Origin of the sequence: Nocardia gipuzkoensis (assembly GCF_021183645.1) — a bacterium.
Lineage (GTDB): Bacteria > Actinomycetota > Actinomycetes > Mycobacteriales > Mycobacteriaceae > Nocardia > Nocardia abscessus.
Window position 1 is genome coordinate 6,212,203 of the sequence record NZ_CP089225.1, and the last position, 13,905, is coordinate 6,226,107.

Below are 13,905 nucleotides of genomic sequence, written 5' to 3' on the forward strand. Positions count from 1 at the left end.
ATGGTTCACGCATTTGAGGCATTGCTTCTGGCTCCATAGCCAGGGCGGCTGATGATCGACCAGAGAGTGAACTCGCCACCGCATGACCCCGACACGCCGTTCCGCACGTCGCGCCCATCATTCACGAGCCCGCAACCTGTTCCCGCAGTTGTTGGCCGCAGCGGTCGACACAGCCTTCGACTCGGCCGCCGTCCGGTACAATCCGACGGGCGATCCTGCTGATCAGCGCGAACTCAGCTATCGAGAGCTGGACGAGACGTCCTCGCGATGGGCCCGCTATCTGATCGGCTCGGGTGTGGGGCCGGGCGACTGCGTCGCGGTAGCCATCACCCGCTCGGTGGAGTCGGTGCTGGCGGTCTGGGCGGTCGCGAAGACCGGCGCCGCATACGTACCCGTCGATCCCGCCTACCCGGCCGATCGCATCGCGCACATGACCGCGGACTCCGGCTCCGTCCTCGGGCTCACCGTCTCGGCGCATCGGGAGGCACTGACCAGCACCGGGATCGAGTGGATCGAACTCGACGCCCCGGCGCACCGGGAGCAGGTCGCCGCCCAGCCCGGCCATTCGGTCTGCTACCTGGATCGGCTGCGTCCGCTGACCGAACAGCACCTCGCCTACGTGATCTACACCTCCGGCTCGACGGGCAAGCCAAAAGGCGTCGCCGTTACCCATGGCGGCCTCGCGAGCCTGGTCGAACACGAGATCGCCGCCCGCGCGGTCACCCGGGAGTCGCGTGTCACGCATCTGTGCACACCGAGCTTCGATTTCTCGGTGATCGAGATGCTGCTGGCCTTCTCGGCGGGCGCGACACTGGTCGTCGCGCCGCCCGCGGTGTTCGGCGGCGTCGAGCTGGCGGATCTGCTGCGGCGTGAGTGTGTCACGCATCTGTGCATCACCCCGGGCGCGCTGGAGTCGATCGATCCGGCCGGACTCGACGACCTGCGGGCCGTCTTGTGCGGCGGGGAGCGCGTCGGTCCCGAGCTGGTAGCCAGGTGGGCGGCCGGTGACCGGTCCTTCTACATCGTGTACGGCCCCACCGAGACCACCATCTTCGCCACCGGAACCGAGGCGCTCCGCGCGGGCGGCCCGACCCATATCGGCACGCCGGTGCCCGCGCTGGGCGTCCATGTGCTCGACGCGCGGCTACGGATGGTGCCCACGGGCGTGATCGGCGAGCTGTACCTCTCCGGGCCGGCGCTGGCCCAGGGATACCTCGGACGGCCTGAGCTGACCGCCGACCGGTTCGTCGCCAATCCGTTCGCGGCAGGCCCCGGTGCCCGCATGTATCGCACCGGCGATCTGGTCCGGCGCACCGCGGCCGGACTGCTGGAATATCACGGCCGGGTGGACTTCCAGGTCAAGATCCGAGGGCTGCGGATCGAACTCGATGAGATCGATAACGCGCTGACCGCTCATCCCGACGTCGACTATGCCGCGACGCTGGGCACGACGCTGCCGTCCGGCGGCCGGGCACTGGTGTCCTACGTGCTGCCGCGCGTGGCGCCGACCTCGGCCGGAAGCCGCGGCCGGGTGGCGCTCGACACCGGCGAACTCGCCGACTTGCTCGCGAAAACCCTTCCGGCGTACATGATTCCGACTTCGATCACGGTGCTCGACGAACTACCGCTGACGCCGGTCGGCAAATTGGACCGAGCCGCCCTCCCGGCACCCGTGCTCACCACCCGGCGGTTCCGCGCGCCCGCGACGCCGACCGAGTGCGTGGTCGCCGACATCTTCACCGCGCTGCTCGTGCCGGACGGCGGCGCGGGCCGAGTGGGCGCGAACGACGACTTCTTCGAACTCGGCGGCAACTCGCTGATCGCCACGCAAGCCGCGGCTCGGCTCGGCGCCGCGCTGGGTGTCCGGGTGCCGGTCGCGCTGCTGTTCGAGTCCTCGGTGGTGGCGAAATTGGCCGCACGCCTGAACGAACTGACCCGGGCGTCCCACCCCGCACCGCGACCGGTGGCGCGACCGGATCGGGTGCCGCTGTCGTACGCACAGCGGCGGATGTGGTTCCTGAATCGGTTCGACCCGGCCGCGGCGAGCAACAACATTCCACTGGCCGTGCGGCTGAGCGGGCCGCTGGACGTGCGGGCGCTGCGCGCCGCTGTGCGGGACCTGGTCGAGCGGCACGAAGTGCTGCGGACCAGCTATCCCGAGTGCGACGGCACGGGCATCCAGCGAGTGCACGCCATGTCGGATCCGGTCGCGATACCCGAGCTGCCGGTCCTCGACGTCACCGAAGCCGAGATTCCCGAGCGCACGGTGGCCACCGTGGTCGAGGGTTTCGACGTCACGGCGGCGCCGCCGATCCGGTTGCGCCTGCTGCGCTCGAACGAGACCGAGCACGTCCTCGTGGCCGTGGTCCACCACATCGCCGCGGACGGCTCCTCCATGGGCCCGTTGACCGCCGACCTGATGACCGCCTATTCGGCCAGGGTCGCCGGATGTGCTCCGAGCTGGGCGCCGCTGCCCGTGCAGTACGCGGACTACACCCTGTGGCAGCGCGAGATGCTCGGCGAGGAAAGCGATTCGACCTCGACGCTCGCCCGCCAGATCGGATTCTGGCGAGAACGACTGGCGGACCTGCCGCAACGGCTGGATCTACCCGCCGACCGGCCCCGCCCCGCGGTGTTCTCCGGCCGCGGCGCCACCCACGAATTCAAGATCGACGCGCCGGTGCACGCGGCGCTGCATCGCCTGGCCCAGCGCCACGACGCGACGCTGTTCATGGTCGCGCACGCCGCGTACGCCGTCCTGCTCGCCAGGCTGTCGAACACCCGCGACATCACCATCGGCACACCCGTGGCCGGCCGCGGCGAAGCCACGGTGGACGGCCTGATCGGCATGTTCGTCAACACCCTCGCGCTGCGCAGCGAGATCGACCCCGGGCATACCTTCGCCGAGCTGCTCGATCAGGTGCGCAGCCGCGACATCGAGGCGTTCGGCCATGCCGACCTGCCGTTCGAACGCCTGGTGGAGTTGCTGGACCCGGTGCGCTCCGGCGCGCATCACCCGCTGTTCCAGACGATGCTGACTTTCCAGAACTTCGCGCCGACGACGCTGGAACTGCCCGCGCTGCTCGTCTCCGCACTCGACTTCGCGCTGCCCTTGGCGAAATTCGATCTCGAGCTGACCATGGTGCCGCACGAGGACCAGCGGACACCGCTGGGCATCTCGGCGGCGTTCACCTACTCCACCGACCTGTTCGATGAGGCGACGGTCGCCGGCTTCGCCCGGCGATTGTGCGCGATCCTCGCGGCCGTCGTCGACGCGGTGGATCGCCCGGTGGGCGAGATCGACCTGCTCGATGCCGCGGAGCGCACCGCGATCCTGGTGCACTGGAACGACACCGGGCACCCCCTCCCCGCCGGTCTGGTACTCGACGGCTACCGGCGCGCGGTGGCGCGGCATCCGGACCGCATCGCGGTCGCCTTCGCCGACCGGCAGCTGACCTACCGCGAGTTCGATGAGCGGGTCAACCGGCTCGCCCGGCTGCTCATCGCCCGCGGCGTCGGTGCGGAATCGCTGGTGGGACTGGCGGTTCGGCGTTCGCTGGATCTGGTGGTCGGCATGTACGCCGTCCTCACCGCCGGTGGCGCGTACGTGCCGCTGGACCCGGATCATCCCGCCGAGCGGATCGCACACGTTCTCGACCTCGCCCGTCCGGTCTGCGTGCTGACCAGGGCCGCCGACGCGGTGCCGATGCCCGGTCAGGTCGCCGCCCTGCAGCTGGACACGCTCGCAACCGATCGGTATTCGGGCGCACCGATTCGCTCCGGGGAACTGCCGCGGCCGGTGCTGCCGGAGCATCCGGCGTATGTGATCTTCACGTCGGGCTCGACCGGGCGCCCGAAAGGTGTGGCGGTCGCCCACAAGGCGATCGACAACCAGATCGAATGGATGCTCGCCCAGTACCCCATGGGCCCGGGCGATGTGTATCTGCAGAAGACGGCGACCACCTTCGACGTCTCGCTGTGGGGCTACCTGATGCCGCTGCGGGCGGGCGCGAAGCTCGTCGTGGCGGACCACGACGGGCACCGCGACGCGGCCTACCTCGCCGCGACCATTGCCGCCCACCGGGTCACCGTCACCGACTTCGTTCCCTCGATGCTGACGGTTTTCGCCGCGCACGCGGCGGCGGAAAGCCTGGCAACGTTGCGGACGGTACTCGTCATCGGCGAGGCACTGCCGCCGGAGACCGTGCGCGCGCTGCGCGCGGTCACCGACGCGCAGGTGCACAACCTGTACGGACCCACCGAGGCCGCGGTCTCGGTGACCTACTGGCCCGCCGGGACGGCGGAGGGGTCGACCGTGCCGATCGGCCGTCCGCAGTGGAATACCCAGGTCTACGTGCTGGATTCGCGCCTTCGGCCGGTGCCCGCGGGGGTGCCGGGCGAGCTGTACCTGGCCGGAGACCAGCTCGCCCGCGGATATGTGCGGCAGGCGGCGCAGACCGCGGGCCGCTTCGTCGCGAACCCTTTCGACCACGGAACGAGGATGTACCGTACCGGCGACCTGGCGATCTGGCGTGCGCCCGATACGAAACAGCCCGAGCGACTGGAATTCCTCGGACGCACCGATTTCCAGGTGAAGTTCCGCGGCCAGCGGATCGAACTCGGTGAGATCGAGACCGCGTTGCTGGCGCGGCCGTCGGTGGGCCAAGCGGTCGCGGCGGTAGTGCCCTCCCCGGCGGGGGAGCGGCTGGTGGCCTACGTGGTTCCGCGCCCAGGGCAGGTCATGGACCGCGGGGAGATCTCGGCCGGGCTCGCGACGGTCCTGCCCGGATACATGATCCCGTCCGCGCTGGTCGAGCTACCCGCGCTGCCGCTGAACGCCAGCGGCAAGCTCGACCGCAAGGCGCTGCCCGAGCCGGTCGTCGAGGCCGGAAAGTTCCGGGCTGCTCGCAATCCCGTCGAACGGGCGGTCGCCGGAGTGTTCGCCGATCTGCTCGGCGTCGAGCGGGCCGGAATCGACGACGACTTCTTCGCTCTCGGCGGCAATTCGCTGCTCGCGACCCGAGCCGTCGCGCGGGTCAACGAGGCGCTGGAGTCGCGGATCACCGTGCGCGACCTGTTCGAGGCGCCCCTGGTGTCCGCACTCGCCGCGCGGGTGGTCAGCGGCAATGCCGACCCCGCTCGTCCGCCCTTGGTCCGGTCGCGACGGCCGGATCGCATCCCGCTCTCGCTCGCACAGCAGCGGATGTGGTTGCTCAACCGCATCGAGCCGGAGTCTCCCGCGTACAACCTGCCCTTCGCCATCCGGTTGACCGGCCGCCTCGACCTGCCCGCGCTGCGCCACGCGGTCGCCGACGTCCTCGAACGGCACGAGGTGCTGCGCACCCGCTACCCGGTCGACGCCGAGGGGCAGCCATATCAGGAGGTCCTGTCGACGAGCACGGTCCTTCCCGACGGGCTCGCGGTCGAGGACCACGGCGCCGAGGTCGCGGAAACGGTGAACGGGCTGATGTCCGCGGGCTTCGACGTGACCGCGGCCGCGCCCATCCGCCTACGGCTGTTCGCCTCCGGCGAGGATCACCTGCTCGTCATCGTGACCCACCATATCTCGGCGGACGGGGCGTCGCTCGCGCCGCTGGCGCGCGATCTGGTGACCGCCTATGTCGCCCGCCGTGACGGCAGTGCGCCGGACTGGAGGCCGCTGCCGGTCCAGTACGCTGATTTCGCGCTCTGGCAGCATGCCGTCATCGGCCGCGACGACGCCGACGGTTCGGTTGCCGCGCGACAACTGTCGTACTGGCACGACCAGCTGGCCGGTCTCACCGGACCGCTGGAGCTGCCTACCGATCGCCCGCGTTCCTCGACTCCCTCGACCCGTGGCGCGGCGATCGGCTACACCATCCCGGCGCAGGTGCACCGACGTCTGACCGCGATCGCCCGCGCGCACAACGCGACGTTGTTCATGGTGGTGCACGCGGCACTCGCCACGCTGGTCGGGCGCCTGTGCGGCGCCACGGACGTCGTGATCGGCACCCCGGTCGCCGGGCGCGGCGAACGCGCGCTGGACGACCTGGTCGGGATGTTCGTCAACACGTTGGCTCTGCGCGTCGAGGTCGACCCGGGCGCGACGTTCGACGACCTGGTGGAACGATCCCGGGAAACGGCCCTCTCGGCGTTCGCCAACGCCGACCTGCCCTTCGAACGCGTGCTGGAGGAGGCCGACCCCGCACGCACCGGGACGCGCAACTCGCTCCTTCCGGTGATGCTGTCGTTCCAGAACATCGAGCAGCCCGCGCTGGAGCTGCCGGATCTGACCGTCACAGCTGCCGACAGTGGCGAGATCACGGCGAAATTCGATCTGCAAGTCGTCATCGAGCCACAGCCCGGCGACGAGGACGGCCCGGCGGGAATGGCCGTCACGTTCACCTACGCCACCGAACTCTTCGAGGAGGCGAGTGTCCGGGCCTTCGGGCGACGATTCGAGCGCATCGTGTCCGCGGTGGCGGCCGATCCCTCGATGCGGGTATGGGACATCGACATTCTCGATGCGGAGGAAAACCTTCCCGCGGTCTCGCCCGCGCGCCGGAACTGGGTGCCGCCGTTCGATATCGTGGCCGCGCACGAGGCGACGCTGCCGGAGTTGATCGCCGAGCAGGCTCGGCGCAGACCGGATGCGGCGGCCGTCCGCTTCGGCGGCGCCACGCTGAGCTTCGAGGCGTTGCTCCGGCGCGCCAACCGCATCGCCCGTGCGCTGATCGCGGCCGGAGCGGGGCCGGAAACCGTTGTGGCCGTCGCGGTCTCGCGCACCGAGGAGTTGCCTGCGGCGCTGCTCGGTGTACTCGCGGCCGGTGCCGCCTACCTGCCCATCGATCTCACCTACCCGGCGCAGCGGCTGGCCTTCGTGCTCGCCGACGCGGCGCCGGTGTGCGTGCTGACCACCGCTGCCGAGCGGCCCGCCATCCCGGACGCCGAACTGCCCACGGTCTTGCTGGAGCAGATCTCGCAGTTCGCCGACGACCCGGTCACCGATGCCGACCGGGTGGCGCCGCTGCTTGCGGACAACCTCGCCTACGTCATCTACACCTCCGGCTCGACGGGTGTGCCGAAGGGCGTCGGCGTGACGCACCGCAACGTGCTGGAGCTGTTCGCCGGTGCGCAGCCGCTGTTCGGATTCGGCGAGCGCGACGTCTGGACGCTGTTCCACTCCTTCGCCTTCGACTTCTCGGTGTGGGAACTGTGGTGCGCGCTCGGCACCGGCGGCACCGTCGTCGTGGTCGGCTACGCGACATCGCGCTCACCGGAGCTGTTGCGCGAGTTGCTGATTCGAGAACGGGTGACGGTGCTGAACCAGACGCCGTCGGCGTTCTGTCAACTCGTCGAAGCGGACCGCGACGCCTCGGCCGCACCAGGGGAATTCGCGCTGCGGTATGTGATCTTCGGCGGTGAGGCGTTGGATCTGCGGCACCTGCGACGCTGGTACGAGCGTTATCCGGGGGAGGCGCCGCGATTGGTCAATATGTACGGCATCACCGAGACCACCGTGCACGTCTCTTTCCTGGAGGTCGGCGCGCATCTGATGGACAGCCCGGTCAGCCTCATCGGCCGCGCGCTACCCGGGCTGGACGCCCACGTGCTCGACTGCCGTCTGAGCCCGGCGCCGTTCGGCACTCCCGGTGAGATCTATGTCGCGGGCGGTCAGCTGTCCCGCGGCTACACGGGACGGCCCGGCCTCACCGCGACGCGGTTCGTCGCGAATCCCTTCGGGCCGCCCGGTTCCCGGATGTACCGCTCGGGCGACATCGCGCGCTGGGGCCGGTGCGATGGCGAGGCGGGGCTCGTCTACGCCGGGCGCGGCGACCAGCAGGTGCAACTGCGCGGTTTCCGGATCGAGCTCGGTGAAATCGAATCGGCGCTGGTGCGGTGCCCTGGCGTGAGCCGGGCAATCGCGCTGGTCCGCCCCGATCCCACACTCGGGGACCAGCTCGTCGGCTACGTGCTACCCGAGCCGGGTGCCCGGCCGGACCCGGCTCGGCTGCGCACCCAGGTGGCCGAACACTTGACCGGCTACATGGTGCCCGCCGCGATCATGGTGATCGACGCCATCCCCTTGACTCCCAACGGCAAGCTCGACCGGCGCGCCCTACCGGCACCCGAATTCCGCGCGCGGGAGTTCCGGGCGCCCGCCACCCCGGTCGAGGCGACCGTCGCCGCCGCTTTCGCCGCGGTGCTCGGGGCCGAGCGCTTCGGCATGGACGACAACTTCTTCGAACACGGCGGAAACTCCCTGCTCGCCGCCAAGCTGACCCTGCGATTGTCGTCCGGCCTCGGCACTCGGATTCCGGTGATGCGGGTGTTCACCGCCCCCACGCCCGCGGAGCTGGTCGCCGACCTGGCCCGCCGTGCGGGCGGCACGGTCGAGACCGAAGCGGCCTTCGACATGCTGCTGCCGTTGCGTCCCGGAGGTTCGGCCGCGCCGCTGTTCTGCGTCCACCCCGTGTCGGGGATCTCCTGGTCCTACGCGGGTCTGGCCGCCTACCTCGACCCGGACCGGCCCATCTACGGGCTGCAGACGCCCGTGCTGGCGGGCGACGAGGCGATGCCGGGTTCGATCGAGGAATGGGCGCAGCGCTACCTGGAGCTGATCCGCTCGCAGCAGCCGAGGGGTCCCTATCATCTGCTCGGTTGGTCGTTCGGCGGCGTCATCGCGCACGAGATGGCGGTCCAATTGCAGCGCGCGGGCGAGCAGGTCGAGTTGCTCGCGGTGATGGACAGCTACATGGCCGATCCACCGGATACGCCGCCCGATGACGCGGGCCAGGTGCCGGTGGCCGAACTGATCGGCGGCTTGCTCGGGGAGCAAGCAGGCGACCTGGGCAATGTCGCGGAGGTGGACTGGACCGCGCTACCCGGGAAGATGGCCGAACTCCCGGAGCCGTTCGCCTCGTTCGGCGCCGATCGCGTCAGCCGGATCCTCGACGCGGCCGTGCACTCGGTGGCGCTGCGCGGCGCCTACGAGCCGCCCGTCTACCGCGGCGACGTCATCTATTTCACCGCCGCACTCGACGATCCGACCGGGTGCGTCGGCGCGTCCATCTGGAGCCGGGTCGTCGACGGCCGGGTACACAACCACGCCGTGTCGACGACGCATTGGCGCATGACCGTCGCGTCCGGGCTGGCCCAGATCGCCGACGTGCTGACGCGGGCATGGCGTTCGGGCGAGCCGGGCGGGGACTGCCCGGTCAGCCGGTGAACCAGCGGCGCAGCCGGGCCTCGGCGGCGGCGGCCTTCTCCCGGGCCAGCTCCGGCGACGGCGGAGTGAACGGCGCGACCGGCGCGGGACCGGAGAGGAAATCGGCATCGACCTTGCCGACCAGCCCGCCTCCGAACTCGATATGGCACGCGCCCCGGCCGCGGTACCGCTGCGGCGGCGTCGATCCGCGCAGCTCGGCTTCGATGGCCGCGGCGGCTGTGCGGGCGGCGTCCTCGGCGAACACGCCCGCACGCGGGACCGGGGCGTCGGCGCAGTCGCCGATGGCGTAAACGCCCGGGTACGGCGTGCCGAGGGTGTGCGGATCGACGGCGACCCAGCCGTCGGTCCCGCCCTGGGTCAGGCCCGATGCCTCGACGACCGCGGGCACCCGGTGCTTCGGCACTCCGATGAACAGGTCGTAGGGGAGATCGCCGGTCCCGGTGCTCGCCACGTGGCGGCTCGGGTCGAGTGCGTGAACGAGGCGTCCGGGAGCGTAGGCGATGCCGCGGCGGGTCAGTGCGTCGACGATGGCCTCGGAGGTATCCGGGGAGACCGGAATCGGCGAGGCCATCGGGGTGACGACCTGGATTCGGGTGCGGTGACCGATCCCGCGCCGGGTGAACATCTCGTGTAGCAGCATCGCGCCTTCGTAGGGGGCGGGCGGGCACTTGAAGGGAACGCCCAGGACCGCGACGATCACGTCTTCGCCGTCGAAGCCGCCGAGGCGGTCACGCAATCGGCGGGCGCCGTCGATCGAGTAGTACTCATGGCCGTCTTCGACGAAACCGGGGGTCGCGTCCGGGTCGTAGTCGGCGCCGAGCGCGACGACGAGAATGTCCGGTTCGTACTCGGAGCGGTCGGTGCGGACGCGGCGGGTCCGCGGGTCGATCTCGGTGACCTCCTCCTGCCGGAATTCGACGCGCGGATGCGCCAAGCGGGCGTACGGCACGCGTACGGCCTCCGGAGGTACGTCTCGGCACAGGATGTCCAGTTTGGCGAAGCCGAAAGTGAAGGAGTCGTTGCGGTCGATGACGACGATACGGAGTTCGTCGGCCGGCGAACCCGACAGGCGGGTGGCCAGCTCCAGTCCTCCGAACCCCGCACCGAGAATGAGTACGGTTCGCATACGTAGATTCTTCCCCCGCGGTGGCGGGTGTGCAGGAGAACGAGCGATGTGCTCCGGTGCGGAAGTCACGGGGTCCCTGCGCACGTCCCGTGGCCGGAGTGCCCTGCATTCGGTGACCTTCGGCCATCATCTACGCCGAGGGATCGCGCGATGCTGAAGGGACGAACCGAGTAGACCCTGTTCCGCACGCTCCGTGCCGGTCGCCGCCGAGGCACCGGATCCGGCGGATCGATGCCGAACAGGTGATCGGGGTGTTGCGATGTGCGTCGCACGGGCTGTGGGCTCGGCGGGCGTCGGGCATCGACCACCCGGAATGAGCATGCCCCATGACAGAACTACGGCCCCTCGATTCGGGCTTTATGGAACTAGAGGACGCGGACCGGCACATCAGTCTCGGGATCGGTGCGGTGGCGATCCTCTCCGGCTCTCCGCCGAGCAGGGACGAGTTCACCGGCGTACTCGCCAGGGGTGTGCAGCGGAACGCGCGCCTGCGCCAGAAGGTGCGGCGAGCGCCGCTCGATCTGGTGACTCCGGTGTGGGAACACGACCCGAATTTCGATCTCGCACACCACATCCGGTGGACCGCGCTGCCCACGCCGGGCGACGAGTCCGCGCTGTGCGAACTGGTGGCGAGCGAACTGGAGGAGCGGCTCGATCGCGACCATCCGCTGTGGCAGTGCGTCGTCGTCGAACATCTCGCCGGGGACCGCTGGGCGCTGCTCGTCAAAGCGCATCACAGCCTGGTGGACGGCGTGTCCGGAATCTCGGTATTCCGGCATCTCTGCGATGCGGTGCCGGAGGAGCCGGAGAAGGCCGCGCCGGAGCCGCGAAGCCGCGCCGAGCCGCGAAGCCGGGTCGAGCCGCAATGGCTCGACTTGGTTCGAGAGGTGACGCGGCTGCCCTTTAGCGTGCCACGCTCCGTGATCGGGATGGCGCGCGGCTTGGCGCCACTCGCGACGGCCGCCATGTCGCCCGCCACCGAGTGCTCGCTCAACGGCCCCATCGGACGGCAGCGCCGGTACGTCGTGGCTCGGGCCGCCCTGTCGGACGTCCACGAGATCGGCGCCGCGTTCGGCGCCACCGTCAACGACGTCGTCCTGGCCGCGGTCGCCGCCGCCTACCGCGACCTGCTGATCGGCCGGAACGAACGGCCCGCCCCGGACGCGCTGCGCATCCTCGTTCCCGTCTCGATGCGCTCGGACGAGGCGAAAAACTCGCTGGACAACCGCGTTTCGGCAATGCTGCCGTTCCTGCCGATCGATGTCAGCGACCCGGTCGAGCGGCTGGACACGATTCGGCAGCGGATGGCGCGACACAAGTCGGGAGGCGAGGCGCAAGCGGAGAATTCGGTGCTCGGGCTGGCGGGCCGGTTGCCGTTCGCGCCCATGGCGTGGAGTCTCCGCCTGCTGGCCCGGTTTCCGCAGCGAACCGTCGGCGCGCTGGTGACCAACGTGCCCGGCCCGCGCGACCAGCTGTCCGTCCGGGGGCGCGAGGTGTTGGAACTGCTGCCCGCCACGCCGATCGCGATGCGGTTGCGCACCGGGGTCGCGATTCTCAGCTATGCGGGCCACCTGACGTTCGGCATCACCGGAGACTACGACACCGCGCCCGACATCGCGGTGCTCGCCGAAGGCATCGAGCGGGAGATCCGGCGACTGCGCGAGCACGCCGCGATCCGGAGACCGGCGCGCCCGGAGGTGAGCGGATCGTGACAGGCGTGTGCGAGGAACGACGGATCGAGGACTTTCTGCCCTGTCCGACAGCGCACCTCGGTGATGGGATGGGAGGCCGCAGTGTCGAGTGAAGACCGGAAAGCGAGGACATTGCCAGGTGGTTTCGCGCGCAATGTGCCCCGGCACGAGATCATGATCGCATCGAACGGCCGCATCGCGGACAACGGCGTCCCGAGCCGCACGCTCGTCGAACTCGGCCGCGAGGAGGCGTTGCGGCTGCTGGCGAGTGTGGCCTACGGGCGGGTGGTGTTCACCCGCGATGCGCTGCCCGCGATCCGCCCGGTCAATCATTTCGTCGACGGCGGGGCGGTCGTGGTGCGTACCCGGGTCACCTCGCGGCTCACCGACACCATCCGTGCCGATCCGTGCGTCGTCGTGGCCTACGAGGCCGACGATATCGACCCGGTCAGCCATGTCGGCTGGTCGGTTGTCGTGACCGGCCTCGCCCGCACCGTCACCGACCCCGAACGGGTCGCCCGCTACGCGGAACTGTTGCGACCGTGGGCAGACGGCGTCATGGACACCGTCGTCGCCATCGAGCCCACGATCGTCACCGGTTTCCGGCTCGTCGAGCAACCGCGCTAGGCCGCGGCGGGGCCGGGTGGCCGTACTCCGCTCAGCTGTCCGGGCAGGCGTCAATGGGCCTTCACCACAGGCGGTTACCCTCCATGGCGCACTTCTGCACGGTCTCGCCATGGCGATCGGACATTCGGGGTGCGGAATGCGACCGGCGGTCGTCTCGGTATGCCTATCGGCGGAGAGTGATCGTCCTCGGCAAGCCGAGTGCCGGTGCTATCCACCTCCGGCGTATTTACCGAACCATCGTCCCTGAAAATTTCGCGCACGTATCGCGTGATTCGTCCGCACGCGAGTTCCGTTGCGCGAATACGGCAATCCATGGTGACAGCTCCGTGATCGGCACGGCTGCGACGCCGTTTTTGTTCGCGCGGCGGTGCGCGTCCTCGGCGCGTGGCGGTGGGACTGCTCGGCGGCATGGATCGCGGTCTGACCGGGCGGATACCCTCGGTGGCCGCGGCGGGCCGTCGGTCTGCTTCCTCGTCGCGAGGTGATCGCACGCGCTGAAAATCCGGTGGTTCGGCGGCGTCGTCGGGGGATGGCCGCGACGGCCGTTGCGGTGCGACGAGAAATCGGAGACGACAGAGAAGTGATTCTGTTCGGAACTATGTGATCGTAATCGAACCTTCCGGCATACGCATTCGTGCCGAGCGTGTGTATTGAATCGAAGATTATCTTGTACGAGTAGGGGTGGTGTCCTGAGGTGCGCGGCCGACGGTGGATATATTAATTTGCCAAAATATTGCTCTTATCATTATTCCTTTAGTTGTGCGCATCAGGTGTTACGGGTGTGGGGCGCAGGCCCTCCCGGAGTGCCGCCGCGGCGGCGATGGCCGTCCCGCCTTGATTCCGGCCTCGATCCGGCATGTACGATGCCCGATCGCGGGTGTTTCTCATCGGATCGGACCGCCTGGCAACAGGCACTTCCCCAGGCGATGGTGTGCTCGGCGGTCGCCGCCGCGCGGTGGCGGCGGACCCGTATTGCTCGAAACGAGATTGGAAACGCCCGGCTTCCGTGCGGAGTCGGAAGGGTTTGATACCACTAGACTGAGCCGGACTGCTGTCAGATAGCTTGTCCCACCTGAGTGTCGCTGCTTCACCGCAGGTTCAAAAGTTCTGTTTTCAGATTTTTAGACGACTGGAAATGCCGACAAACGGGAGGTGTGGGAGTCGCCGTAGATGTCCGATTCGGATGCTGGACACCGGCGGATCGAGCTACACGCGAAACCTGAACGGTGCGGCGCGGAGCAGGGGTTGCGCCG

General features: G+C 69.4%; 4 protein-coding genes. 3 read left to right on the plus strand and 1 reads right to left on the minus strand.

Annotation, left to right across the window (positions count from 1 at the left end; translation table 11 throughout):
• The first annotated feature begins 82 nt into the window (after nt 1-82).
• Nucleotides 83-9,208, plus strand: coding sequence for a non-ribosomal peptide synthetase (locus LTT66_RS28470; protein ID WP_233061655.1), 9,126 nt, complete (start codon nt 83-85; stop codon nt 9,206-9,208).
• On the opposite strand, the gene LTT66_RS28475 is transcribed toward LTT66_RS28470, so the two are convergent.
• Nucleotides 9,198-10,334 carry an NAD(P)/FAD-dependent oxidoreductase gene (locus LTT66_RS28475; protein ID WP_233061657.1) on the minus strand — a complete coding sequence of 379 codons (1,137 nt, stop codon included), beginning with the start codon at nt 10,332-10,334 and terminating at the stop codon, nt 9,198-9,200. The genes LTT66_RS28470 and LTT66_RS28475 overlap by 11 nt on opposite strands.
• Before the next feature lie 326 nt (nt 10,335-10,660).
• Between LTT66_RS28475 and LTT66_RS28480 the strand changes: the two genes are divergently transcribed.
• Both LTT66_RS28480 and LTT66_RS28485 read left to right on the plus strand, forming a co-directional pair.
• Entirely contained in the window at nt 10,661-12,046 is a 1,386-nt protein-coding gene (locus LTT66_RS28480; protein ID WP_233061659.1) for a wax ester/triacylglycerol synthase family O-acyltransferase, read from the plus strand.
• Nucleotides 12,047-12,199: 153 nt separating this feature from the next.
• Entirely contained in the window at nt 12,200-12,652 is a 453-nt protein-coding gene (locus tag LTT66_RS28485) for a pyridoxamine 5'-phosphate oxidase family protein (RefSeq protein WP_181720416.1), read from the plus strand.
• Nucleotides 12,653-13,905 lie beyond the last annotated feature (1,253 nt).

Bases quoted from the DNA above. Each gene is read 5' to 3' on its own strand.
- LTT66_RS28470 (WP_233061655.1), top strand. From the start codon at position 83: ATGACCCCGACACGCCGTTCCGCACGTCGCGCCCATCATTCACGAGCC.
- LTT66_RS28475 (WP_233061657.1), bottom strand. From the start codon at position 10,334: ATGCGAACCGTACTCATTCTCGGTGCGGGGTTCGGAGGACTGGAGCTG.
- LTT66_RS28480 (WP_233061659.1), top strand. From the start codon at position 10,661: ATGACAGAACTACGGCCCCTCGATTCGGGCTTTATGGAACTAGAGGAC.
- LTT66_RS28485 (WP_181720416.1), top strand. From the start codon at position 12,200: ATGATCGCATCGAACGGCCGCATCGCGGACAACGGCGTCCCGAGCCGC.